This window comes from Methanohalophilus profundi (assembly GCF_004137855.1).
Taxonomy (GTDB): domain Archaea; phylum Halobacteriota; class Methanosarcinia; order Methanosarcinales; family Methanosarcinaceae; genus Methanohalophilus; species Methanohalophilus profundi.
Window position 1 is genome coordinate 1,109,762 of the sequence record NZ_QBKB01000002.1, and the last position, 24,779, is coordinate 1,134,540.

At 44.1% G+C, this 24,779-nt stretch carries 22 protein-coding genes, 1 tRNA gene and 2 pseudogenes; 15 read left to right on the plus strand and 10 right to left on the minus strand.

The window, feature by feature from the left end; all coding sequences use genetic code 11:
* Positions 1-25: 25 nt before the first annotated feature.
* A complete protein-coding gene (locus tag C9889_RS05875; protein ID WP_129597931.1) occupies positions 26-1,486 on the minus strand; it encodes a DNA-directed DNA polymerase II small subunit in 1,461 nt (486 codons plus the stop codon).
* 141 nt (positions 1,487-1,627) lie between these two features.
* Between C9889_RS05875 and C9889_RS05880 the strand changes: the two genes are divergently transcribed.
* Complete coding sequence (locus tag C9889_RS05880; RefSeq protein ID WP_129597933.1) at positions 1,628-2,182, plus strand: signal peptidase I; 555 nt, start codon at positions 1,628-1,630, stop codon at positions 2,180-2,182.
* Between the two features lie 24 nt (positions 2,183-2,206).
* On the opposite strand, the gene C9889_RS10445 is transcribed toward C9889_RS05880, so the two are convergent.
* The 3 genes from C9889_RS10445 to C9889_RS05890 form a co-directional block, all read right to left on the minus strand.
* Positions 2,207-3,250: a thiamine pyrophosphate-binding protein gene (locus tag C9889_RS10445; protein ID WP_225420110.1), complete on the minus strand. Its 1,044-nt coding sequence runs from the start codon at positions 3,248-3,250 to the stop codon at positions 2,207-2,209.
* A gap of 3 nt (positions 3,251-3,253) precedes the next feature.
* Positions 3,254-3,919 carry a thiamine pyrophosphate-binding protein gene (locus tag C9889_RS10450; RefSeq protein WP_225420010.1) on the minus strand — a complete coding sequence of 222 codons (666 nt, stop codon included), beginning with the start codon at positions 3,917-3,919 and terminating at the stop codon, positions 3,254-3,256.
* A 225-nt stretch (positions 3,920-4,144) separates the two neighbouring features.
* Complete coding sequence (locus C9889_RS05890; protein WP_129597935.1) at positions 4,145-5,380, minus strand: ORC1-type DNA replication protein; 1,236 nt, start codon at positions 5,378-5,380, stop codon at positions 4,145-4,147.
* A 678-nt stretch (positions 5,381-6,058) separates the two neighbouring features.
* On the opposite strand from C9889_RS05890, the gene mfnA reads away from it, so the two are divergent.
* The 4 genes from mfnA to C9889_RS05905 all read left to right on the plus strand — a co-directional run bounded on the left by mfnA (position 6,059) and on the right by C9889_RS05905 (position 9,750).
* Complete coding sequence (gene mfnA / locus C9889_RS05895; RefSeq protein ID WP_263853982.1) at positions 6,059-7,072, plus strand: tyrosine decarboxylase MfnA; 1,014 nt, start codon at positions 6,059-6,061, stop codon at positions 7,070-7,072.
* Positions 7,073-7,296: 224 nt separating this feature from the next.
* Positions 7,297-7,545, plus strand: coding sequence for a zinc metalloprotease (locus C9889_RS11190; protein WP_318531531.1), 249 nt, complete (start codon positions 7,297-7,299; stop codon positions 7,543-7,545).
* Between the two features lie 38 nt (positions 7,546-7,583).
* The gene (locus C9889_RS05900; protein ID WP_318531532.1) at positions 7,584-8,396 is read left to right on the plus strand and encodes a CBS domain-containing protein; all 813 of its coding nucleotides are present in this window, start codon (positions 7,584-7,586) and stop codon (positions 8,394-8,396) included.
* A 13-nt stretch (positions 8,397-8,409) separates the two neighbouring features.
* Positions 8,410-9,750 carry a TraB/GumN family protein gene (locus C9889_RS05905; protein WP_129597936.1) on the plus strand — a complete coding sequence of 447 codons (1,341 nt, stop codon included), beginning with the start codon at positions 8,410-8,412 and terminating at the stop codon, positions 9,748-9,750.
* Between the two features lie 18 nt (positions 9,751-9,768).
* Here C9889_RS05905 and C9889_RS05910 read toward each other — a convergent pair whose 3' ends face one another.
* The 6 genes from C9889_RS05910 to C9889_RS05930 form a co-directional block, all read right to left on the minus strand.
* Positions 9,769-11,205, minus strand: coding sequence for a PH domain-containing protein (locus C9889_RS05910; protein WP_225420011.1), 1,437 nt, complete (start codon positions 11,203-11,205; stop codon positions 9,769-9,771).
* A complete protein-coding gene (locus tag C9889_RS05915) occupies positions 11,198-11,686 on the minus strand; it encodes a PH domain-containing protein (RefSeq protein ID WP_129597941.1) in 489 nt (162 codons plus the stop codon). The genes C9889_RS05910 and C9889_RS05915 overlap by 8 nt, the downstream gene beginning before the upstream one ends.
* 36 nt (positions 11,687-11,722) lie before the next feature.
* Entirely contained in the window at positions 11,723-12,616 is an 894-nt protein-coding gene (fhcD, locus tag C9889_RS05920) for a formylmethanofuran--tetrahydromethanopterin N-formyltransferase (protein WP_129597943.1), read from the minus strand.
* A gap of 79 nt (positions 12,617-12,695) precedes the next feature.
* Positions 12,696-14,150 (minus strand): heavy metal translocating P-type ATPase, encoded by a 1,455-nt coding sequence (locus C9889_RS05925; protein ID WP_318531533.1) that lies wholly within the window; start codon positions 14,148-14,150, stop codon positions 12,696-12,698.
* 11 nt (positions 14,151-14,161) lie between these two features.
* Positions 14,162-14,689: a hypothetical protein gene (locus C9889_RS11195; RefSeq protein WP_318531534.1), complete on the minus strand. Its 528-nt coding sequence runs from the start codon at positions 14,687-14,689 to the stop codon at positions 14,162-14,164.
* Positions 14,676-15,299: an ion transporter gene (locus C9889_RS05930; RefSeq protein ID WP_225420012.1), complete on the minus strand. Its 624-nt coding sequence runs from the start codon at positions 15,297-15,299 to the stop codon at positions 14,676-14,678. The genes C9889_RS11195 and C9889_RS05930 overlap by 14 nt, the downstream gene beginning before the upstream one ends.
* Before the next feature lie 397 nt (positions 15,300-15,696).
* Here C9889_RS05930 and C9889_RS05935 point away from each other — a divergent pair, with 397 nt between their 5' ends.
* From C9889_RS05935 to C9889_RS11200, 10 genes and pseudogenes are all read left to right on the plus strand, one after another.
* Entirely contained in the window at positions 15,697-16,359 is a 663-nt protein-coding gene (locus C9889_RS05935) for a winged helix-turn-helix domain-containing protein/riboflavin kinase (RefSeq protein WP_129597945.1), read from the plus strand.
* Positions 16,360-16,374: 15 nt separating this feature from the next.
* Positions 16,375-17,102 (plus strand): annotated as a pseudogene (ribB, locus tag C9889_RS05940) (3,4-dihydroxy-2-butanone-4-phosphate synthase).
* A 34-nt stretch (positions 17,103-17,136) separates the two neighbouring features.
* Positions 17,137-17,214, plus strand: a tRNA-Pro gene (locus C9889_RS05945).
* Between the two features lie 186 nt (positions 17,215-17,400).
* Positions 17,401-18,729: a Trk system potassium transporter TrkA gene (gene trkA, locus C9889_RS05950; RefSeq protein WP_129597947.1), complete on the plus strand. Its 1,329-nt coding sequence runs from the start codon at positions 17,401-17,403 to the stop codon at positions 18,727-18,729.
* Positions 18,730-18,738: 9 nt separating this feature from the next.
* Positions 18,739-20,175, plus strand: a pseudogene (locus C9889_RS05955) (TrkH family potassium uptake protein).
* A gap of 94 nt (positions 20,176-20,269) precedes the next feature.
* Complete coding sequence (locus C9889_RS10785) at positions 20,270-20,422, plus strand: ATP-binding cassette domain-containing protein (protein WP_263853983.1); 153 nt, start codon at positions 20,270-20,272, stop codon at positions 20,420-20,422.
* Positions 20,413-21,126: an ATP-binding cassette domain-containing protein gene (locus tag C9889_RS05960; protein WP_263853984.1), complete on the plus strand. Its 714-nt coding sequence runs from the start codon at positions 20,413-20,415 to the stop codon at positions 21,124-21,126. The genes C9889_RS10785 and C9889_RS05960 overlap by 10 nt, the downstream gene beginning before the upstream one ends.
* Positions 21,123-21,908 (plus strand): ABC transporter permease, encoded by a 786-nt coding sequence (locus C9889_RS05965; protein WP_129597949.1) that lies wholly within the window; start codon positions 21,123-21,125, stop codon positions 21,906-21,908. The genes C9889_RS05960 and C9889_RS05965 overlap by 4 nt, the downstream gene beginning before the upstream one ends.
* Positions 21,909-21,945: 37 nt before the next feature.
* The gene (gene mutS / locus C9889_RS05970; RefSeq protein ID WP_129597951.1) at positions 21,946-24,591 is read left to right on the plus strand and encodes a DNA mismatch repair protein MutS; all 2,646 of its coding nucleotides are present in this window, start codon (positions 21,946-21,948) and stop codon (positions 24,589-24,591) included.
* A complete protein-coding gene (locus C9889_RS11200) occupies positions 24,591-24,773 on the plus strand; it encodes a hypothetical protein (RefSeq protein ID WP_318531535.1) in 183 nt (60 codons plus the stop codon). Before mutS ends, C9889_RS11200 begins: the two co-directional genes overlap by 1 nt.
* Positions 24,774-24,779 lie beyond the last annotated feature (6 nt).

Below are 24,779 nucleotides of genomic sequence, written 5' to 3' on the forward strand. Positions count from 1 at the left end.
AACTGGCATTATATAAAATGCACGTTCAAAACTGCAGCATGGTCGGCTGGAAAGTGGCAAGATCAACCACCGGAACCCTTGCAGGTTCGGGTACCACATTCACCCGCTTCTGGAATTCGGTCTGGTCCTGCCATGTTCCTGAATTAATGAGCAGGGTGCCCCTGTACTGCTTCACCCCTACGGTATGGACATGTCCACAATGCAGTATATCGGGGATGTGATCGATAACAAAATGGTCAGTCTTCTCCGGGGCTATAGAAACCCTGCTGCCATAGGTAGGGGATAGATGGCGACGCTTTACCATTTCCAGCATTGCTTTTTCAGGTTCACTGTAGGAAATTCCCTGTATACTCGCCACAAAATCATCTATAGAGCGGCCGTGGTACATCAGCACAAGCACACCATCCAGATCCACCAGAGCAGGATTGCCCACGAATTTTATCCTGGGATCAAACATTTTCCTGATACGCTCCGGGAATGTGGGCTGGGGTTCAGCCTGGCGTACAGCATCGTGGTTACCAGGACCGATAACTACTGTAATATCAGAAGGTATCTGGTTGAAATAGTGGGCAATTTCCTCATACTGGTCATAAATATCCGGTATGGTAAGCTCATTTTCCTGTCCTGGATAAATACCCACCCCATCTACAATATCACCGGCAACCACAATATAGCGTAATTGCTGTGCTATTTTGTTAAGCTCGGGGTTTTCAGATTCCCTCTTGACAAAAGTCATGAAATCGTCCCATTGCTCCTGCAGGAAGGTATTGCTGCCTATATGCACATCTGAAATGAAAAGGGCTTTCCCCTGGCTACCGGTTTTGGATAAACCCATATTGGGCAGATCCGGAAACACAAGTTTTTTGGCTATCAGGAGTTTGCCGTCATTGGTGAGATTGCCACTTACCCCCACCACATCATCCAGGACAAGTTTGTTAGATTCCTCATAAATATCCTTATCATTCATACTGAAAAGGACCTGGAAGGAACCCGTAGGGTCTTCAAAACGTACCAGACGATGACCATTGGATGTATTTTTAATCTCAGATACCATACCGATTATGGAAATCTCATCCCCGGGAACACGTCTTTTGCCTTTCAGGCTTTCCATGGGTCTGGCATTGACCCTGCCGCGGATCATCTCACTCAGCCGGCTGTAACGGTTGCGGAAATACTGTACAAATTCCATGTATTCCCCCACACAGGTGGAACAATCGGTTATATCGCAAAGCACAGAAATAGGATTTGCAGAAGTTGTATTTGCAACAGGTTCCTTTTTGCATGGAATCTCTGCTTCTCTTACTTCTTCAAATCCCGTGAAATCAATATCCTCAACGTCTATAACAAATACCGAATCATCCACACTCCCCAATATGTGATTTATAAGGGCACGGGGATTGTTGTGAGAAGTTATAAGCTCGGCTGCTTGGGGACTTACCTGGTAGCCTGCTTCAAGCAAATCGGAAAGAAGAGACATTTCTTGCATTACAGACCTCTATATTGATAATGTAGTTACAAGAATTTTCCTGTATAACAATACTTTGGTAAACATTCTTTTATCAAGAATAAACCAATAAGTTTAAAGTTCTTACAGACAAATTTGGTTTGTTAATTCGGAGAAATATTCATGGAAATCGGGGAAATAATTCATACTTTTAAAAACAGCGATAATTTTTGGGTAGGAATCGCACGTGACGGGTTATCGGTACTGGCTATTCTTGCAGTTATCGGCATCCTATCCCAGCTATTCTTTGGCATGTGGACCCCAATGGTTGCGGTGGAGTCGGGAAGTATGGAACCCCACATGTACAGGGGAGACATAATCTTTATTGAAGATCTGGACAGGACGCAGATAGAAACACTCCGGAATGCACCTGCGGACTATATCTCATTTGAAAAAAAGGGAGACGTTATCTTATACCGACCCTACGGGCAGAAAGGGGTGACCCCGGTAATCCACAGGGCCATGTATTTTGTTGAAGAAGGCGAACAAATGTGGGAAGGGGGACCTGAAGCTCCACATGAAGGTTACATAACCAAAGGGGATAATACGAAAACAAATAGCTACTATGACCAGCAGGGCCAGATCAGTTATCTTACTCCTGTAAAAGAAGAATGGATCATCGGTGTTGCCCGTTACAAGATTCCTTATATTGGACATATAAGGTTACTATTGTCCTGATATATTTCTAAAAAGAAAGACAGGTTACACCTGCTTAATATATAGCCCCAGGATCATATCTTTATAATCACTTCCGGCAGGAACCTTTGGATAGAGTACTTCTTCCCTGTCTGTGAGAATTTCCAAAAAACAGGGGCCCTTTGCTTCTAAAAAGGTATTTATTGTCTCTTCCAGTACTTCTCTTTCAGTTATCCGTGCCGTATAATTGAAACCAAAAGATTGTGCAATTGCTGCAAAATTTACATCTTTCTGTCTTTCAGTTCCCGTCCGTATGCCTGCATATGCAATATCCTGCAGATTCAATACCATACCGTCACTTCTGTTGTTTAGTAACAATATCTTGATAGGTAAACCAAAAGATGCAATAGTGTGCAATTCCCCCATATTCATTCTGAAACTACCATCACCATCTATTGCAATAATCTTATGATCGGGATTTGCATAGTGTACCCCAATAGCAGTAGGTATAGCAAATCCCATTGTGCCAAATGAGCCCGAAGTCATGAAAGAGTTTGGCACCTGCATGGACAGATATTGTGCAGCAAGCATCTGATGGTTGCCTACACCAGTTGTTATTTTAACATTTTCATCGATACAGTCAGATAGTATATCCAATACTTCTGCAGATTGTATCCGGTCAGATGTCCTGTTATAATCCAGTGGCCAGGATTTTTTAAGTTCTCTGGCATGTTGTCTCCACTGAGCAATCCCTAATTTTATATTGTGTTTTTTTGCATAATCCAGCAGATCCATAAGAGCTGTAGCACCATCCCCTATAAATGTAAATTTCGGGAAACGTTCAATCTTTATCTGATGCATTTTTTCCGGATTTATATCTATATAGGCTATATCAGCTTCTATCCCAAAACCTACCTTTTCTGCAATCCTGTCATCCCACCTGACCCCGATAGCAAAGAAAAAATCATTTTCCTGGATGATCATATTTGCATAAGGTGTACCGAACATCCCCAGCATTCCCAGATTTATGGGATTTCTTTCATCCACAACCCCTTTTGCCATCAAAGTATTAACCGAAGGTATATTGAAATACTCATTGAATTGCCTTATTGCCTAACTTGCTTTTCTGGAATTCAGCCCTCCTCCCAGATAAAGCAAAGGTTTCTTAGAATTTGCCAGCAGCTGGAAAAATGCCTTGCATTGTGCTTCATTCAAATGTCTATCATCAAGATAACTTTGATCGAATATAGTGACATCTATTGCCCGGTATTCATGCATTTTCTGCTGCTTGTCAAGGGGGAAGTCTATGACCACTGGACCGGGTTTTCCATATTTTGCAAAGTAATAGGCATCCTTGACTATTGATTCGACATCATCATCATTTGAAAGCTGGATTACTTTTTTAGCAGCATCTCCAAAAATACCCTTTACGTTAATATGCTGGAAAGAATCTGTGCCTATCTTATGTTCCGGTACCTGGCCGGCAAACACAAGCAAAGGGATACTATCACCATAGGCATCTGCAACACTGGTGAGAGTATTTGTGATAGCTGGACCTGAAGTAACCATGGCTACACCGATACCTTCTCCCGACCTTGAATAACCAGCCGCACTGAAAGCTGCGGATTGTTCGTTTGAATTAATAACAATCTCAATACTACTTTTCCGGAGGGCGTGGAATACCGGAAGAATGGCTGCACCTGTATAACCAAAGATATGTTTGATTCCAAGATCTTCTAGGCTTTTGACTAAAACCTCTGCCCCGTTTATTTCTTTCATTTTCAACACTTCCTAAAAAGAAATTAAACCGGCACAAGATACAAAATATATTCATGAATAATATAATCCAAAAAACAGCGCACTTGAGCCAGAATAATTTCTTCACTTCTCGCTCAAGCTGACGACACTACCACTATTACTACACATTTTGCACCAAAATCATAGTTAGTGGTGGTAGTTAACATTAATAGAAATGAAGTTTAATTAATATTTAATTATTCCGGTTTAAAGATGCATCTGGGCTGTCAATACCGGTTTAAAATCGGCCAGCATATTGAGGCGATAATCTTCAAGCAATACTTTCTTGGTGCTTTCCACAGGCACACTCAATACGATTTCCTTGGTACGCCCATATCTGCCTTTGCTCACGACTATAGCATTAAGGATGCCCAGCATATCAAGTTCTGATATGAGATCTGTTACCCTTCTCTGGGTCAGGATATCGGTATCAACATTGCGACATAACTGCCTGTAAACATTATACACTTCACCTGTTGTCACATTACGGTGGCCATTATTGCGCAGCAACATCACACTATAAAGCGCAAGTTTGGATTGGGTAGGAAGGGTACGTATAACTTCCACTATACGATCCACTTCGATCTTTTCCTGGGCCTGCCTGACGTGTTCTTCCTCGATAATATTCTTCTTCTCACGTTCGGCTATTTCCCCGGCAACCCTCATCAGGTCAAGAGCACGCCGTGCGTCCCCGTGTTCCTGTGCCGCAAAAGCAGAACATAGAGGAATTACCATATCATCCATACTGTTTTCCTTATAAGCAATAGCAGCACGCTGCTTGAGAATATCACTTATCTGTTCAGCATCATAGGGGGGAAAGATAATTTCCTCCTCTCCCAGAGAACTTTTCACACGTGGATCCAGAAATTCAGTGAATTTCAGATCATTGGAAATACCTATCATGCTTACCCGGGCATTTTTAAGATCCGTATTCATCCGGGAAAGATTATAGAGGACATCATCCCCTTTTTTTATCAATTTATCAATTTCATCAAGAATTATTATGATTACCTGTTTGCGGGAATCCACTGCCTCTTTAAATCGGAAAAAGACCTGATCTGTAGGCCATCCTGTCATAGGGACATCTTCACCGAATTGTTTTGCAAGATTGGCCAGTAACCTGTACTGTGTATCTATTACTTCGCAATTTATGTACAGCACATTACATTGTACATTGAGATGATCACTTTTCCTTTCAAGTTCAATACCCACATATCTAGCAACAGCAGTTTTACCTGTACCTGTTTTTCCATAAATAAGAACGTTAGAAGGTGTATCACCCCTCAAAGCTGATACCAGTACCGTAGCAATATTATTTATCTGGTTACTACGATGAGGAAGATTTTCCGGTGTATACGCAGGTCTCAACACTTCCTTATTCTTAAAAAGGGATTCTGTCTCCAATAACTCTTCAAATAACCCATCAAGTGAACCATTATCCATCCAAACACCTTTTATTTGTAATATGACAATACCGTATAATCGTTTTTTTAGTAGATTGAAACCAAAGCGGGTACCTCCTCTTAGCAATATTTAGTATATGCAAAAGGACGTAATTTTCCTCTGTTAGTACTCTAATGGAAATATAGGTATCTATTCTTAACAGTTATGGTAAAGACCCCTTTGTTTCAACTGCACTTACGAAATTAATTAAATATAAAGGGTTTATATTATAAATGTTGAAATCGACAAAAAAGGTAGACCCCTTTGTTTCGTTTGGAACATTTATAAAGGGGAGAGACCCTATGGTTTCAACTGGAGATAAGGAAAAAATATGAAATACATATTTTTAATATGTTGAAAAAATATAGCAGTGTAAGTAGAGAGGTTTTAGTATATAAAACTTTGTTTAACAAAAATTCCTTTTTTCAAATTGAACTATGTTTCCAATAGAAACTATGGGGTCCCCCTCTAGTAATTCCTGAAATTTAAAAATCTGAAAATCAAATAACTCAAAACGATTATAATTAAAAAGCTCTTCTAGGAAAAGGATTCCCATGTATAGCAATGGCATCACAAGAGATTCAGTTCTAAAGGAATTATCTCAAAAAAAAAACAGGGATAGTGATTACAGGAAAGTTCTGAGTTCCATGTGTACCTATCCTCATGAAATAGCATAGCATGCCCATTGCACTTTCATCGAAGCTAATATGGGAGACCCCGGTCTTTTTTCAGGGAACATTTGAACTGGAAGAACAGGTCATGGAAATGCTGGGTACCATGTTGCATCTTCCGGATGCCTGTGGTTATATCAGTACAGGAGGCACTGAATCAAATATCCAGGCCGTAAGAGCTATGCGTAATCGTAATAGATCAATTGTAAATCCTAACATTGTTGTTCCTGATTCAGCTCATTTTTCTTTTGATAAAGTTGGTGATCTTTCAGGTATAGAGATACGCAGAGCAACTCTTTCTGACAATTTGCAGGTGGATACGGATGCAGTTAATTGCCTGATAGATAACAATACTGTAGGATTGGTGGGTATAGCCGGTACTACTGAGTTTGGGCAGGTAGATCCTCTTGAAACTCTTTCTGGTATAGCTATTGAAAAGGGTTTACCTTTCCATGTAGATGCGGCTTTCGGGGGTTTTGTACTGCCTTTTCTCAAAACTAAATATAAATTTGATTTTGAAATTGCAGGTGTATCTTCTGTTACAATAGATCCCCATAAAATGGGTCTAAGTACCATTCCTTCAGGAGGATTGCTTTTGCGCCACAGTCTTGATCTTGACAATCTGGCTGTAAAGACACCTTATCTTACTATAAGCAGTCAGTATTCCCTGACAGGTACCCGTAGTGGAGCAGCTGTCGTATCAACTTACGCAGTTATGCGCCATCTTGGAAGAAAAGGTTATGGTACCATCGTACAACGATGTATGGATATGACTGACAGGCTTGTTGCAGGAGCCAGGAATATAGGAATCCGGCCGGTGATAGAACCTGTTATGAATATCGTGGCTCTGGATGTAGAGTCACCAGTTGAAATCCAAAACAGACTTTACGAGGATTTTGGATGGCGTGTTTCTCTTACGAAAAATCCACAGGCACTAAGATTGGTTATTATGCCCCATCTGGATAATGAGATTATAGATATGTTTCTTGCGGATCTGGATACTGTTGTAAACCAATCTTGAAAAAAATAAAAGGGTGCCTGGTATCACGGTTGAGGGGATGATCGATGGCACCTAGCCTTGAAACTTGTAAAGACGTGTGCCCATCGAATCCGTGACTATTTCCTAATAGGTCTTCAGGGGTATATATTTTAAAACCAAGCGGTGTGAAAGTATTATTCGTCAGATACTCATTCACATCACTAAAACTAAATAACTAAATAATAGGAACTTAAAAAGGTTCAGTTATGAAAACTTCTTTCAAAATCGGTAGTGTAATGGGTATCCCTATATTGATCCATATCACTTTTCTTATTGTACTGTTTCTCTTTGCATTTGTTTTTTCAAGTGTACCCGAACCCGTTGGATTTGCAGATGTCCAGCCTGCTCTATTAGGTTACGGCCTGTCCCTTTTGATAACAATCCTCCTTTTTACCTGTGTACTCCTGCATGAGCTGGGCCATTCCTATTTTGCAAAAAGTATGGGGTTAAGATAGATAACATCACTCTTTTTTTGATAGGTGGTGTATCTTCCATGGAAGAGATGCCCCGTGAACCCGACCAGGAAGCAAAAATGGCTTTTGCAGGGCCATTTGTAAGTTTTTTGATAGGTGGCATCCTGTTTGGATTGAATTTTGTGATAGATATGATGGTTACAGGTTATTCTACCACCATACTTTATCGTATTGTTTATATCCTTGCTTCCATCAATATTGTATTGGGAGCATTCAACTTGATTCCTGCTTTCCCTATGGACGGTGGTCGGATTTTGCGTGCATTTTTTGCCCGGCATATGAATTATATACAGGCAACCCGTAACGCAGCGAATGTCGGGAAATTTTTTGCTTTTTTGCTGGCACTGTTGGGTATTCTTTCCAATCCCTGGAATCCCTGGCTTTTGTTGATTGCGGTATTTATTTATATGGGAGCTTCAGGAGAGGAGCGTTCCACTGCTGTTACCCGTACCCTTGAGAATATCATGGTAAAGGACGTGATGAGCAGTGATGTTATTTCAGTATCCCCTGAGATGAACCTGGAAGAACTTGTACAATTCATGTTTGAACACAAACACATGGGTTATCCGGTGATCCAGCACAATGTTTTAAAAGGCATTGTTACGTTTACGGATGTACATAAGGTAGCGCAAGTGGATAGGATAAGTACCCTTGTTTCCGATGTGATGACAAGGGATGTGGTTACTATCTCGCCTGCCGATAATGCATCTGAAGCCTTCAAGGTCCTGAACAATAATAACGTAGGCCGTCTTGTGGTAATGGAAGATGGAGAGATTATCGGCATCCTTTCAAGAACAGACCTTATGCATACAATGACACTTTTAAGTGAGTAAAACAGGGATTTTAATGGCTAATGACCCGTATATTACCGATTCCCGACAGGACACCATGAGCTATAACTATGAAAGCACCAACAGCTCTTCAGAAGTTCGGGAACACGACTTTTCAACAGATTCCACTTCTGAAAATGTGGCTTCTGTTCCTTCCAGGATAAGCCTGGTGGGAACGGCCCATGTTTCGGAAAAAAGTATCCGTGAAGTAAAGGAGACTATTCACAACCAGCAACCTGATGTCGTTGCTGTTGAACTGTGCAAGGGCCGCTATGATGCCCTTAAGGGTAAGACCCAAACCTCGGATATATCTGTTAAGGAACTGCTCGCAGAGGGTAAGATCTATTTTTTCCTCGTTCATATGCTACTGGCCCATGTCCAGAAAAGGATAGGCAAGGATATGGGAGTACAGCCCGGTGCTGAAATGTTAGCTGCTATTGAAGCAGCAGAGGAAATAGGGGCTGCTGTTGCCCTTGTAGACCGTGATATCCAGGTAACTCTCCAGCGTTTCTGGGGAAAAATGGGTTTGATCGAAAAAACAAAAATGATAGGAACCCTGATAGCCGCAGCTCTGGGAATTGGAGGCGGCGATGAGCTAGATATCGATAATATCACCGAGCAGGATACAGTTACAGTCCTGATCGAGGAATTACGTCATACCTCCCCCAATGCTGCAGAAGTACTTATCGATGAAAGGGATGCCTACATTGCAGGCAGTCTGGCAAGAACTGCTGCAGGTGGCGGTAAGAATATAGTGGCTGTTGTAGGTGCGGGTCACAGGAGTGGTATCGAGAAATATCTCTCCAACCCCAGGACCATACCACCGTTATCCTCGCTGGTAACCCTGCCCAAAAAACGTTTTAGTTTGATGAAGGTCTTTGGTATCGCTATCGTGGCTCTGGCACTTGCAACATTCCTGTTGATAATCCTTTCAGGCACTTCCATTGAACTTCTGTTGATAGCCTTTGGCTGGTGGTTTATCATAAACGGTACCCTGAGTGCTATAGGAGCAACCATTGCAGGGGGACACCCCTATTCTATAGCGACATCTTTTGGTGTAGCCTGGCTGACTTCCTTGAATCCCATGATGGCTGCAGGCTGGTTTGCAGGTCTTGTGGAAGCAAAACAGCGCCACCCCACGACCGATGATTTCAAAGCCATGATGGATACAGAATCTTTTGCAGAGGCACGTCAAAACAGGTTTTTCAAAGTAGTTCTGGTGGCAGCCCTGGCAAATATCGGAAGTGTGGTAGGGACTTTCCTAGGAGCCTGGGTTATGATACAGGTTACAGGGGTGGATCCGCTGGAGCTTATAAGTAGCTCCCTCTCGTCAGGATTGGCCATGCTGGGTCTTTAAAATAAATTATAGGTAACTTTAGTTGCGGGAAAACCAATTCCAGATTTTCCCACTTTCCTCCCTGTCAACATCAGCGAGTGCAAACCGGTTTCCGCCTCTTGATGACAGTACGGAAATCCCGATTGTGTCCAGGTCACTCATGCGCTGGAAAGGGTTGGAACTTATCTGCATAGTCTGGATATGGTCTCTCAATACGAATACATGATAGCGGTGGATATTGCGGAATCTGAGTGTTAATTGTTTTTCCAGGATGGCAGTTCCTCCTGTATTGTAGCGGGAAAGTCCCAATAAGAAGACAGGGGGGAGGGCCAGCAAGGAGACCCATCCGTAGGGAACCAGCTGGAGTAATAAAACAATCACAATAGATGGAACCAGTAAACGTATAATATAACGTTTCCTTGACCTTAATGGCAGGGGTTGCATATTTTCAGGAATAGTGTATTCGGGGAACATGTTGTTCATGAATTTTGACAAATCCCTTAAATTCAGCAGGGGACATAATGTAGTCACGTAATCCTGTTTTTCAGAGCTGCCCCCCGCAACGTCTGCATAGATCGAACACAGGCTAAGGGGTTGTCGCAGCAAACTATCCTTTACAGACAGGGCCTGGATTCGTTTCATATTCAGGTTATATTCCTTCTGTTCAATAAGGCCGTAGGATATCCGGATATCATCTTCCCGGCGTTGCAGGGTAAAATTGGCGTATTGGACTGCAAATACCAGGGTTGATATAATCCATGAAAGCAGCAATAATCCAAATATTAGTATCAGGAGTAGACTGATATTGATATTGTTCTGAGGAATTACCCGCTCAAGAACGAATCCCAGATAACTTTCAGGAATATATGGATAAAGCTGGGATAATCCAGCCGCTATAAGGGAAAAAAGTAACATGAACCTTCCTGAAGTGGCTCCTGCCAGAAGCAGGTTCCATAGGGGGATATTGTAAGTATTTACAGTATCTACTTTTGAATTTCCGGTTTCTGATTCTTCTGTATTATTTTTGCCGGACCCGCTTGTTGCATGATTTTCTAAATAGGTCTTTATATTCTGGCTTTCCTGCAGGGTTACAGCAGTGAGTGATAGTTCTGCTTCTGTACTGCCGGCTGTTTTTACATGTAAACTCGTGACACCCAGAAGTTTTTGTATAAAATTTGTGATTACATTAACCGTCTGGACTCTTTCTCTCTTGATTGATCTTTCCTTTTTAAACAGCAATCCCTTTCTTATGTGCAGGTAGCCGTTTTCATACTGATAGGTGAAAAGATACCATTTTGCTGTAGAATACGTGAGGGTGGCGATCAAAGCGATAGCAGCCAGAAAAGGAATGTCCACACTGCTCAATTCATCCCTTATTGATAATGCAAAGAAGAACACCGGTGGTATTGCATATATTATGCTTTTGACCGTCTCCAGGATTATCATGAAGGGATGCTGATGCTTAAATTCAGACATCTTCATCACTTACTCTTGCAAGAGCTGCTATTTCTCCCATGAGCTCTGCAGCTTTTTCCCTTGATAAAGCGGGAATGTAATGATCTGTAGCAGCTGTGGAGATCCTTAATGTTGCCAGCCCGAAGAATCTCATCACAGGGCCGTGTTCAGTATCAACATGCTGTATCCTGACCATAGGGATAAGAGTTCTTCTGATAATGAAAATACCGTTCTGGATATCTACTTCATTTTCTCTTATTTCATAGCGCCAGAAACGTATCCTGAGTTGTGGTGCAATTATTGCCGACCATAATGTGAATACTGTCACCAGTGCTATACCTATCCAGCCCCAATCCCGTGGCAAATCCCATGCAGGACCTATCAGAAAAATGTATGCTAATGGAATTGAAAAGGCGACAATACCCAGCAAGAATCCGCTTACAAACCAGGATTTCAATGCACGTGAATCGATACGCTCAGAGGGTTCACTTTCAAGCATCATTACCGAATCCGAAAAAGAAAAAAAGAGGACCCCGGCTCATACGAGGTCATGGAGATTGAATTTGTAGGGGCCAAGGTTTCCGCCATAGTTGCCTGCAGAGATCTTTTTGATACCCGGAACCTTTACGGATGCCTTTATACCGGCTGACATTGCGCTGGAAATTGCTTCTTCGCTGACACCGTTGATAACGATCTCGTAAACTGCTCCCACACCTTCGGGAATCTGGGTATCCTCGATCTGGTCCCTGATGGAGGGGCAGAACTTCTCGTTTGCTGTTGCCTTGAGGAAAGTGTACTTGTTGGCACCTGGTTTGGAGCCGCTGGCCACTATACCACCGGGGAATGGAGTAATGGAGCCTTCGACCTTTTCTATGGCTTCAACTGCTGCCTCTGCGGCATTGAGGGCGCTCATCTGGCAGTCTCCGAAGATAATGAAATTACCACCTGCTACACCTTTTACTCCACCCATGGAGTGCTCGGTGATGAAGTCGCCTTCCATCATTGGGATCTTGTAGGCTTTCCTGCCACCAACTTCTGTTTCGGATTCTGTACCGTCTGCGAAGAATTTGAGCTTGAAACCGGTGTCAAACTGTTTTTCAGCATCCGGGAGACCGTTGTACATTGCTGTTGTGGGAGCGGTCAATACACACTGGCCCAGTCTTTCCAGGAGCTGTTCTTCCAGGGACTTGTAGCCAAAGGTGCAGAGCTGGATGTAAACACCAGGTCTTCCATCCGGGGTTTCATCAGGACTGGCAACTCTTTCGATACCGCCTTCTGCGGGACACATAATGACAGAGGTACCAAAACCTGTGGCTTCCTGTGCAGCTACCCTTGCCCATTTTTCGTTCACGGCTGTGATCAGTACTCTTCCGATCTTTATCGGGAATGCTTCTGCAAAAGTATCTTCGATTTCTACTCCGTTAATTTCCATAATGACACCTGCTCTTTAATTAAGGGTACAAGGGAGATACTGTTTGCAGTACAAATAATCTTCGACATTGCTTTTTGTCTCATTCAAGGGAGAGGAATTTTGCATTGACTGCAACTATAACCGTACTCAGCGACATAAGCACCGCTCCCACAGCCGGGGACAGCAGGATTCCCTGTCCTGCCAGCACCCCTGCTGCAAGTGGGATGGCAATGGCATTGTAACCTGTGGCCCAGAACAGGTTCTGCTTCATTTTCCCATAGGTCTTTGCCGAGAGGTCCAGGACAGTTATCATATCAAGAGGGTTGCTGCGTACAAGCACAATATCCGCCGTCTCCACTGCCACATCCGTTCCGGCCCCGATGGCTACACCGAGGTCGGCGCGGGCCAGGGCAGGCGCATCATTCACACCATCACCAGTCATTGCCACACGCAGTCCTCTATCTTGGATTTCCCTGATCTTCCCTTCTTTTTCCTGTGGGAGCACTTCGGCAAAATATTCGTCAAGGCCTATACTTTCCGAAACCCAGCGGGCTACATTACCATTATCTCCAGTAAGCATCATGCAGCGTATGCCTCTCTCCTTTAAGGTTGCAATAGCCTGTTTAGATTCAGGACGTATGATATCAGCGAGAGCTATGGCACCGATTAACCTATCCTCCTCAACCACGAAAACAACGGTTTTACCCTGTGTTGTCAACCCCTCGGTTTCAGCTGCGTCAGGTTCGAACCCCAGGTCAGCTATATAGGAGCCACTGGCAACCGTGATTTGCCTGTCCTCAACTGTTGCGTACGCTCCCTTGCCGGGGATGCTGTTGAAATCCTTTATAGGATATTTTTCCTTTGCTGATTCCACAATCCCCCGGGCTATAGAATGTTCCGATTCAGCTTCTACTGAAGCAGCCAGTTTCAGGATTTCTTCTTCTGATATATTCTCAAAGGGAATTATGTCGGTGACACCGAATTTTCCTTCTGTCAGGGTTCCGGTCTTGTCAAAAACCACCGCATCGACCTCATGTGCCTTCTCAAAGGCAGCCCTGTCCTTGATTAGCAGCCCGTTGTTGGCGGCCAGTGCAGAGGATACTGCAATCACAAGGGGAATTGCCAGGCCAAGGGCATGGGGACATGTGATTACCATTACTGTAACCGCTCTTTCCAGGGAAAAGGCAAAATCATAGCCTGCCAGATTAACCCAGGCAAACAGTGTTATAGCACCTGCACTTAAGGCTATGATAGTCAGCCACAGGGCGGCCCTGTTGGCCAGGTCCTGTGCACGGGAGCGACTTTCCTGGGCCTGTTTTACAAGTTCGATTACCTGGGAGAGGAAGGAATCGGAACCGGTCTTTTCGATAATGATCTCCAGGGACCCTTCCCCGTTGATGGAACCACCAATCACTTCATCATCTTTTTCTTTGGATACCGGTGTGGTTTCCCCGGACAGCATTGCTTCATTGACCGAAGATTGCCCCTTTGCCACCCTGCCATCAGCAGGAATTTTTTCTCCCGGTTTGACCAGCAACCTGTCCCCTTTTTGCAAATCGTTCAGGGCTACATCCTCGCCCTCACCATTCTTTCCCAGACGATGGGCTCTTTTGAAGGCATGAGTTTTGCCAGTTCCTCAAGGGCCATGGAGGCTCCCATTACAGACCTCATCTCGATCCAGTGGCCCAGGAGCATGATGTCGAGAAGGGTCGCCAGTTCCCAGAAAAAGAACTTGCCTGCAAGTCCGAAAACCACAAGGCTGCTGTAGATATAGGTCACGCTGATGGCAACAGCAATCAGTGTCATCATGCCAGGCTGGCGGGATCTGAGTTCACTCACCAGCTCTGTAAGGAAGGGTTTGCCGCCATAGAAGAAGATCAGTGTGGAAAAGGCAAAAAGCAGATAAGAGGCACCTGCAATTGTCGGCAGGCTCACTCCTGCACTTTCCAATCCCTGCCGAATTATAGGTGACAGAAATAAAACCGGTATGGTAAAAACTACAGATACGAAAAAGCGTTTCCTGAAATCTTCCAGCATCATTGCGTGATGCGAATGGCCATTATTACCCCCTGCTTCATTTTTACTCCTCCTCAAGTCTCTCCCCGCAACGTTTACAGTAGGCAGCATCTAGGTCATGTCCCTGAAAAGCACAACCCGGACATTTTTTTGAAAACATATTTTCTTTAGTTTGTTCAATTACTTTTTTATTATCTTCTTCTCTGGAAACCTGGATTATGGATTGTGTGATAATACCTGTAGGTACTGCGATAATAGAATAGCCTATAATCATGATTAGTGAAGCTATTGTTTTTCCCAGGAATGTTGCAGGTATAATATCCCCGTAACCTACTGTTGTTATGGTAACGATGCCCCAGAAAATACTCTCGGGTATACTGGAAAATTGTGGATTGGAGCTTTCAACAACATACATCACAGAACCCAGTATCACGACCAGATTCAGGATTGTAAACAAAAATATCGTAATCTTGCGCTGACTCTCCTTAAGGGCCCTGAGCAAAAGTTCGGTTTCCGAGAGATATTGCACGAGCTTAAGTATCCTGAATATCCGCAACAGTCTCAGGATACGTATCACAAGAAGGTATTGTCCGCCGGGCAGGATCACTATAAGGTAAGTAGGCAGTATTGCCAGCAAATCTATTATACCAAAAAAACTGGTAGCATACCTTTTTTTTGTCTCTGACACAAATAAGCCGCAGGATATATTCGATGGTGAACAGAATGGTGAAATTCCATTCCAGCATGTAAAGGCTATAGTGATGGACGGTGCTTATGGATTGCACACTGTCCAACATTACCACGATTATACTGCCGAGGATGGCTAATATTAATCCTATATCGAAGGCCTTTCCCGTAGGTGTATCTGCCTCGAAGATTATATCATACAGGTCTCTTCTCCAGCCTGCATGAGAAGGCCTGTTATCATATGGGTTGTATTTTTTCATGGCTATCCTCTGGATGTTCCTCTCCCTAACTTCTCATGGTTTTCCCGATGGTTATAATTTACTCCGATGTCGGCCGAACATTTATTAACGATCAGCCAGATATGAGATGCATCTCAATTTTGAGAAGGTGTATCTCATATGCATTTAATTCCAGCACTGAAAGAACTGGGCCTACTGGGAGGACTGAACCAGCCGGTTAAACTATCCTCAGCTGAGTTTGCCGAATACATGGCAACCAGTTCCAAGACTTCAGCCAGGATTCTCAAATCCCTGGAAGATGAAGGTTATATTGAGAGGCGTATTGTGCCTGGTGGCCAGGAAGTGCTGCTCTCGGAGACTGGCCGGCAATTGCTGAAAAAGGAATACGAGGATTACAGGCATATATTCACCGATATCGTTGAGAAAAACCCGATTCAGCTGCGGGGGCATATTGTAAGCGGGCTTGGTGAAGGTCACTACTATATCGGCCAGGAGGGCTACCAGCGCCAGTTCGGCGACAAACTCGGATTTGCTCCTTATCTAGGGACTCTCAATGTGCATCTGGATGAGCTTAGCCTGAAAATCAGGGAAAAACTGGCAGAATCTGCTGTCATCCCTATCTCCGGTTTTACCAGCGGGGAGCGTACCTTCGGTGCCTGCCATTGTTTCCCTGTGAAAATTGAAGGTATTAAGGCAGCGGTTATCGTTCCCGACAGGACCCATTACCCGGATGAGCTGCTGGAAATAATATCCCCTGTGAAGCTGCGTGAGGAGCTGGAACTGAAAGACGGAGATGAGGTTGAGGTTACCGTTGACTATTGATTGGAGGTATCTAGTATGGATAATTTAAAATTTTCAGATCCCGAAGTGAAAAAGGGTGTTGAGGCAGTTGAGAGGGGAGAAATGGTATTTATATTTGATTCGGACAGCCGGGAAGGGGAGACGGATTTTGTAATTGCCGCCTCAGCTATCACTCCTGATGATGTACGCTGGATGCGTCGCGATGGTGGAGGGTTGATATGCACTGCACTGGCCGATGAGGTCTGTACAACACTGGGTCTGCCCTTCATGGCGGATTTGCTGGCAGAAGGGGCAGGCAGATGGCCTGCGATTGGTAATACCGTGGAGCAGGCCGGTGACCTGGCATATGATAGTCGTTCATCCTTTTCCATCTGGGTCAATCACAGAGGCACCCGTACCGGCATTCCTGATAATGATCGGGCCCTGACCATAAACAAGCTGGCTGAAATTTCTGAAAAGGGCAGAAACGGTGAAGCCGTTGTTTTTGGAGACGAGTTCCGTGCGCCGGGCCATGTTGCATTGCTACGGGCAGCTGAAGGGCTTGTGGAAACCGCCGGGGTCAGACCGAGTTGTCGGTTGCTCTTGCACAGATGGCCGGTATAACCCCTGTCATGGTAGTCTGTGAAATGCTGGATGATACCAACGGTAAAGCCCTTTCAAAAGAGGATGCCAGGACCTATGCCCAGTTGCATGGATGTGTTTTCCTGGAAGGTGCCCAGATCACAAAAGTCTATAAGGAATGGGTAGCCCGGCAGAAAAAGTGATATAGGGAAAGTTCCTATTAGAACCAGTCCCCGTGGGACCGTAGGGTAGCCTGGTCCATCCTGCAAGGCTGGGGGTCTTGCGACTGGAGTTCAAATCTCCGCGGTCCCACCATACATCAACTCCTTTTTTAAATATTAAATGATATTTCTGTGGCTTTGTCCATTTTTCCCTATATTAATCCTTACAGAGTTCCAAACCCACACAGGAAGGATGGTAAACTAACAAAGATTAATAGAGTGATCTTAATAGTAGGATTATGAATTTGTTTTATATAGTATAATTTTATGGGGAATATGGATGAAAATTGTCATTATAGGTGCAGGGGAAGTTGGCTATCATATAGCAAAATCATTGTATCTGGAAAATGATATTGTTGTCATCGATGATGATGAAGATGCCTGCCAGAGAGCGGATGAACTTGACGTTCAGGTAATCAAGGGCAATGGTGCAAACGCTACAATTCTTGAAAAAGTTTTGATCGGTGCCGATCTTCTTCTGGCTTTAACAGGTGATGATGAGATAAATATTGTCGCCTGTATGGCAACTAAATTGATAAAGCAATCCAGTAAGACCTTTAAAACCATGGCACGGGTCAGTAATCCTGATTATATAGACAGGCCGGTAGCCAAACGTACCCAGGTTGGTATCGATGTAATGATATGTCCTGAACTCGCGCTTGCATCGGAGATTGCTGATATTCTTTCTATACCTTCTGCGATTGATTCGGAGTCATTTGCCGATGGAAAAATAAAAATGATGGAATTTGTTGTCAAAGAAGACAGCCATCTTGTAGATAAACACATCCGTGATATAGGCTTATTTGACTGCTGTATTGTAAGCGCCCTTTTCAGGGGTTCACAAATTATTATCCCCCATGGTGACGATCTTATCCGTGCAGAAGATCACATTGTCATTATCGGTGAAAAATCTGCAATGAAAAATATATCTTCTTTTTTTGGAAAGATCAAAAAAAATACTGCTATGATTATTGGTGGCGGAATCGTTGGACTTTATCTGGCACAGTTGCTTGAAACGACTGATATGAAAATAAAGATTATAGAAAAAGACAGACAGCGATCTGAAATGGTAGCTGATCACCTCAAAAAAACTCTTGTGCTTCGGGGGGATGGTTCTGATCTTAGTCTCCTCAAAGAGGAAGGTGTGGGGGAAATGGATGTGGTAATATCTGTTACAGACAGTGATGAAAAAAATTTGCTCTGCTCTCTTTTGGCCAAACAAATGGGTACAAAGAAGGTGATAGTAAGAGCAGATCATTTTGATTATGTACCTTTATTTGAAATGGTTGGTGTAGATCGTGCTGTAAGTCCCAGGGAAGCAACGATTAATGAAGTACTCAAACTCACGATGGGTACAGGAATAGAGGCCCTGACAACTATTGAAGGAGATAAGGCTGAAATTGTGGAGTACACAGTTTCTAAAAAATCAAAAATAAACGGCAAGTTTCTCAAAAATGTGAACTTTCCGGAGGGTTCAATTGCAAGTATGGTTATCAATGACGACTCAACTATTGTTCCCCGTGGAAATTACAAGGTAAAAGAAGGAGATCATATTCTTGCATTTTCTATACCTTCTGTACTTCCAGATGTAGAAAAACTGTTCAAATGAGGTATTTGCATGAAATTCAAAGTTGTAATGGGTGTTCTGGGCACTTTACTATGGCTTCTTGGATTACTGATGCTCATCCCTCTTTTTGTAGATATGTATTATGGTGAATCCCCCCAGACATTCGCTATAGCTTTTACGATAACAATGATAGCAGGTACGGTTTTTGCTTTCAGGATAGAGCCTGCAAAAGAAGACTGGGAGCTTAAGGAAGGTTTCATGATTGTTGCTTTTGGGTGGCTGGCAGCAGCAATTTTCGGTGCAATACCCTTTGTTCTTGAAGGAATGACTCCAATCAATGCTTTTTTTGAATCCATGTCCGGTTTTACTACTACCGGAGCTACAGTGATGGTGGATATTGAAAGTTATAGTAAGGGTCTTTTATTATGGAGGTCTATGATTCAGTGGCTTGGTGGAATGGGTATAATTATGCTTTTTATAGCTATTCTGCCCAAATTGGGTGTGCGGCGGCAATGTTCAGGGCTGAAGTACCTGGTCCCCAGGAGGACAAATTGCGTCCTCGCATTAGAGAGACCGCAAAGATCCTATGGATGGTATATGTGGCTATTTCCGTTGTAGAATGTGTAGCACTCTACCTTGCCGGACTAAACCTGTATGACGCTGTCACTCACACTTTTACGACCATGGCATGTGGGGGTTTTTCACCTTATGGAGATAGCATAGCTGCTTTTAACAGTCCGGTTGTGGAAGGTATAATATGTTTCTTTATGTTCCTTGCAGGTGCAATTTTGCACTGCATTACAGAATGTTCTATGTGGATAAAGGTAGTCTTTTAAAAGATGACGAATTCAAATTCTATACTTTAATTGTTGCAATTGCAACTTCAATTCTTACCCTTCTTCTTTTCAAAGACCAGGTTTATGATCTGGGTACTTCTTTCAGGTATTCTGTGTTTCAGGTACTATCTCTTCTGACAACTACCGGCTATGCAACTGTTGATTTTAATCAAGGCCAGATTCAGGCAGGATGCTTTTATTTATAGTGATGTTTTTTGGCGGATGTGCCGGCTCGACTGGGGGCGGAATTAAGATTGTACGTATCCTTATTCTTTTAAGGTATGCAAACAGGGAACTTTTCAAAGCTGTTCACCCGAAAGCTGTGCGTATTATTCGTTTCAATGGAAAAGCAGTACCTGACGATGTAATGCATTCCATTGTATCTTTTGTTATAATTTATTTCATCCTTTTTTTCGTAAGCTCAAGTCTGCTTTCGATGATGGGAATGGATGTTTTTAGTTCATTGAGTGCATCCATAGCAACATTGGGTAACATTGGGCCGGCTTTCAATCTTTTCGGACCGATGGCAAATTATGATTTGTTGCCTTTTATGGGTAAATTATTGCTTGTTTTGAATATGTGGATTGGCAGATTGGAAGTATTTACAGTGATGGTAATGCTAACTTCTGCTTTCTGGAAAAATGAAATATAATAAACCCTATTTCATTTTATTATGGATGATGTGGTGATGGCCTATTGAACCTGTAATCGTTGCGAAAAATTTACACAAGAATTTTGGAAACTTTGTGGCTGTTGATGATGTCAGTTTTGAAGTAAATAAAGGTGAACTGTTCGGTTTTCTGGGACCCAACGGAGCCGGCAAGACTACTGCAATGCGGATTATACAATGTGTGTCTCCTCCCGGCGGAGCAGTCTCAAAGTCTTCGATATGGATGTAACACGTGACCAGCGCAAAATCAAAAATTTAATGGGAGTTGTACCTCAGGAAAACAATCTGGACATCGATTTTTCCGTTTACAAGAATCTCTATGTATATTCACGTTACTTTGATATACCCAAAAGAAAAGCCGAAAAAAGGATTAATGAATTACTGGATTTTGTGCAGCTCAATGAAAAAAAGGATACAATGACCGATCTTCTCTCCGGTGGCATGAAAAGGAGACTTATTCTTGCCAGGGCGCTTGTGAATGAACCCCGGTTACTGATCCTGGATGAACCCACAGTGGGCCTGGATCCACAGTCCAGGCATGTAATGTGGGATAAACTGCGCAGTCTCAAAAAACAGGGAGTTACTATTGTAATGACCACCCATTACCTGGAAGAGGCCGCCCAGCTGTGTGACAGGCTGGTTATAATGGATTATGGCAATATTCTTGTGGAAGGCAGTCCGTCATCGATAATAAAGGAGTATATCGGTACGGATATAGTAGAAGCTGAAAATACCCCTGAAGTGATAGCCTGTCTTGAAAAAAGCAATGCAATGTATGAACAGGCAGGGGATATGGTCCAGATTTATACCAATGATCCTCACGACATTACTGAACATCTTTTTAGTGAATGCAGGCTGGGTAAGATTACCGCAAGGGCTGCAACACTGGAGGACGTGTTCCTTAAACTTACAGGGAGGAAGTTGCGGGAATGATGTCGTATTTTGCCCTGCCTGATATTACCCCGCGTGTCCTGAAAGTCTGGATGCGCAACCGGGATGTATTCATGACCACCTTGACGGTGAACTTCCTCCCGCCCCTGGTGGAACCTATCCTGTACCTGTTTGCCCTGGGATTTGGATTGGGTAACTACATCAATGAAATCGAAGGTGTACCCTATACAAAGTTCATTGCCCCTGCCCTGATATCGGTTTCCATGATGTTTGCCGGTTTTTATGAATGTACCTTCGGCTCCTATGTGCGGATGTATTACCAGAAAACCTTTGATGCCATTATTGCAACTCCCCTGAACATAGATGAAGTCATAGCTGGGGAACTACTCTGGGGAGCGACGCGGGGTGTGATCAATGCCAGTATTATCCTGCCGATCCTGTCAATTTTTGGCCTGGCTGTCTATCCGCATTCCCTGCTGGTAATCCCCTTTGCCTTTCTGGCAGGATTGATGTTTTCCTGTATTGCCATGTGTTTTACGGCAATCACTCCCAATATCAATTCCCTGACCTACCCTTCCATCCTGCTGATAACCCCCATGTTCCTGTTCAGCGGTACCTTTTTCCCGCTATCCCTGCTCCCGGAGACGGTACAAACCATCGCCCTTGCAATCCTGCCCCTGGCACATATAGTGATCGTTGTCAGGTCCTTGATGAGTGGTATAATAGAGGCTTCCCTGCTACTGAACATTGCCTGGATGCTTGGAGCAACCCTGCTGGTTTTCCTGCTGTCAATAAACCTTATGAAAAAGAGGCTTATAGTGTAATAGACCAAGAATTACACGTTTGCCGGATAGATTACCAATGAGCAAGATTACACCTGCGATGCAACAGTATTATGCTGCCAAGGAGCAACATCCCGATTCCCTGATATTCTTCCGTATGGGGGATTTCTATGAATCCTTCGGGGAGGATGCAAAGACCATCGCACAGGAACTTGATATAACTCTCACCACCCGCGGTAAGGGAAAAGAAGGGGAAAAAATGCCCCTGGCAGGATTTCCCTATCATGCGGTGGATAATTATCTTCCCAGATTGGTCAGGAAAGGCTACAAGGTAGCAGTATGTGAGCAGCTGGAAGATCCCAAAAAGGCTAAAGGAGTTGTCAAACGGGGAGTGGTGCGTGTGGTAACCCCCGGGACTGTTATCGATCCTTCCATGCTTTCTGATCCCTCGAACAATTACCTGATGGCAATTGCCGGCAGGGGTCAGGATTTTGGTGTGGCCTTTTTGGATGTATCCACAGGAGAATTCCTGACTACCCAGATCAACGATCAACCTCCCTTTGACGGAATTGCGGGAGAGGTGGCCCGAATGCGACCTGCCGAATGTATTGTCCTTCCCCAGTTAAGGGAAAATGAGGAATTGCAAAGCAGGTTGGCAGAATTGAAGCTTTCCACCAATGAATTTGATGCTGCTTCCACAGACCCGGACTATGCAAACAGGCATCTATGTGAACATCTGGGTGTCTCCACCCTGGAAGGCATGGGTTGTGCCGGGCTTGCCTTTGCAAAAATGGCGGCCAGCTGTGCCCTGGAATATGCCCTGGAAACCCAGATGCGGGAATTAAACCATGTCCAGTCCCTTCATACCTATTCATCCTCCGAATTCATGATACTGGATTCCATTACACTGCGTAATCTGGAAGTTGTGAGAAATGTCCGGGGGGAGGGAAGGGATACTACTATTCTCCAGGTACTGGATGAGACCAAAACGCCCATGGGAAGCCGTCTGCTTCAGAAATGGATCCTCAAGCCCCTGCTTGATGTCTCCCATATAAATAAACGGCTGGATGCCGTGGAGGAATTGTCTGATAACACCCTGTTGAGATTTGATGTGCGCTCCCATCTCTCTTATGTAAAGGATGTGGAGAGGCTTGTGGGCAGGGTTGTTTATGGTAATTCCAATGCCAGGGACCTTGTTGCTCTCAAAAAATCCCTGCAATCTGTGCCCTCTCTCCTGGAAACCCTGGAGGGGGAGCATAAGACAATGCTTGCCCGGATAGTACAGGGAATGGAAGATTTCAGGGAAATCGATACTCTTACCGAACTGATTGACCGGGCTATCGTGGAGGAGCCACCTCTTTCTGTACGGGAAGGCGGGCTGATCAAACCCGGCTACAGCGAGGAGCTGGATGAACTGAAGGAAACCTCCAGTAATGCCAAATCCTGGATTGCCTCATTCCAGCAGAAGGAGAGGGACAGGACCGGGATCAAATCCCTTAAGGTAGGCTACAACAAGGTGATAGGTTACTATCTGGAGGTCACCAAACCCAATATTCCCCATGTGCCTGATGATTACATTCGCAAACAGACAATGACCAATGCCGAGCGATTTTACACCCCCCAGCTCAAGGACTGGGAAGGCAAAATCCTGTCTGCCGATGAGAAAAGGGTGGCACTGGAATATGAACTGTTCAATGAAGTAATCTCGGTGGTAGCAAATCATTCGAAACAGTTGCAGGAGATGGCAGTATTGCTGGGAGAGCTGGACGTTTTGGCCTCCCTGGCAGAGGTTGCGGTGAACAATAATTATGTGCGTCCTTCCATTACCGATGACTGTAGGGTACTGATACGGGAAGGCAGGCATCCTGTTGTGGAAAATTCGGTTGATGGAGGATTTGTTCCCAATGACGTGGAAATGGATTGTTCTGATGAGCAGTTCCTCCTTATAACGGGCCCCAATATGGCGGGTAAATCCACATACATGAGACAGGTCGCCCTGATTGTCATAATGGCCCAGGCGGGATCCTTTGTACCTGCTTCCCATGCATCGGTGGGTATCGTGGACAGGATATTCACCCGTGTGGGGGCTTTTGATGACCTGGCAAGCGGACAGAGTACTTTCATGGTGGAAATGGTGGAACTTGCCAATATCCTGAATAATTCCACTCCGAAAAGCCTGGTGCTGCTGGATGAGATCGGCAGGGGGACCAGTACCTATGACGGTTACAGCATAGCCAAGGCTGTTGTGGAGTATATCCATAACAAGGGCCGCCAGGGTGTACGCTCCCTTTTTGCTACCCATTATCACCAGCTGACCGAGATCGCTGAATCGCTCAAGAGGGTTAAGAATTATCATATAGCGGTCAAGGAGGACGGAGATGATCTTGTCTTCCTGCGCAAGATCGTACCCGGTGCCACTGACAAAAGTTATGGAATCCATGTGGCCAGACTTGCAGGGGTTCCTCATAAAGTGACCAAGAGGGCGCAGTCGATCCTGGAAGATATTGAAAGTGAGAGTGTGATCAGCAGGGAAAGTGAAGGTTCCAGAAAACGCAAGAGTAGTGCCAAGTATACCCAGCTTTTGCTGGTAGACCCGGAAAATAGTGGTGAGAAGGATTTTGATCCGGTTGCAGAGGAAATAAGGGACCTGGATATCAATAATCTTACTCCAATGGAAGCGTTGAACAGGCTACATGCTATACAGAAAAAACTGAAGGAGAGTTGATGATGGAAAAGCCGGAGCATATCCATTTACTTGATGAGGCCACAATCAACCAGATCGCTGCAGGAGAGGTTATAGAAAGACCCGCCTCCGTTGTCAAGGAGTTGATAGACAACTCTCTGGATGCAGGAGCATCGGATATTCGAGTGGAAATAGGGGGGCCGGATCAAAAAGCATCACCGTAATAGATG

Bases quoted from the DNA above. Each gene is read 5' to 3' on its own strand.
- C9889_RS05875 (WP_129597931.1), bottom strand. From the start codon at position 1,486: ATGCAAGAAATGTCTCTTCTTTCCGATTTGCTTGAAGCAGGCTACCAG.
- C9889_RS05880 (WP_129597933.1), top strand. From the start codon at position 1,628: ATGGAAATCGGGGAAATAATTCATACTTTTAAAAACAGCGATAATTTT.
- C9889_RS10450 (WP_225420010.1), bottom strand. From the start codon at position 3,919: ATGAAAGAAATAAACGGGGCAGAGGTTTTAGTCAAAAGCCTAGAAGAT.
- C9889_RS05890 (WP_129597935.1), bottom strand. From the start codon at position 5,380: ATGGATAATGGTTCACTTGATGGGTTATTTGAAGAGTTATTGGAGACA.
- mfnA (WP_263853982.1), top strand. From the start codon at position 6,059: ATGCCCATTGCACTTTCATCGAAGCTAATATGGGAGACCCCGGTCTTT.
- C9889_RS11190 (WP_318531531.1), top strand. From the start codon at position 7,297: ATGAAAACTTCTTTCAAAATCGGTAGTGTAATGGGTATCCCTATATTG.
- C9889_RS05900 (WP_318531532.1), top strand. From the start codon at position 7,584: ATGGAAGAGATGCCCCGTGAACCCGACCAGGAAGCAAAAATGGCTTTT.
- C9889_RS05905 (WP_129597936.1), top strand. From the start codon at position 8,410: ATGGCTAATGACCCGTATATTACCGATTCCCGACAGGACACCATGAGC.
- C9889_RS05910 (WP_225420011.1), bottom strand. From the start codon at position 11,205: ATGTCTGAATTTAAGCATCAGCATCCCTTCATGATAATCCTGGAGACG.
- C9889_RS05915 (WP_129597941.1), bottom strand. From the start codon at position 11,686: ATGATGCTTGAAAGTGAACCCTCTGAGCGTATCGATTCACGTGCATTG.
- fhcD (WP_129597943.1), bottom strand. From the start codon at position 12,616: ATGGAAATTAACGGAGTAGAAATCGAAGATACTTTTGCAGAAGCATTC.
- C9889_RS05935 (WP_129597945.1), top strand. From the start codon at position 15,697: ATGCATTTAATTCCAGCACTGAAAGAACTGGGCCTACTGGGAGGACTG.
- trkA (WP_129597947.1), top strand. From the start codon at position 17,401: ATGAAAATTGTCATTATAGGTGCAGGGGAAGTTGGCTATCATATAGCA.
- C9889_RS05960 (WP_263853984.1), top strand. From the start codon at position 20,413: ATGGATGTAACACGTGACCAGCGCAAAATCAAAAATTTAATGGGAGTT.
- C9889_RS05965 (WP_129597949.1), top strand. From the start codon at position 21,123: ATGATGTCGTATTTTGCCCTGCCTGATATTACCCCGCGTGTCCTGAAA.
- mutS (WP_129597951.1), top strand. From the start codon at position 21,946: ATGAGCAAGATTACACCTGCGATGCAACAGTATTATGCTGCCAAGGAG.
- C9889_RS11200 (WP_318531535.1), top strand. From the start codon at position 24,591: ATGATGGAAAAGCCGGAGCATATCCATTTACTTGATGAGGCCACAATC.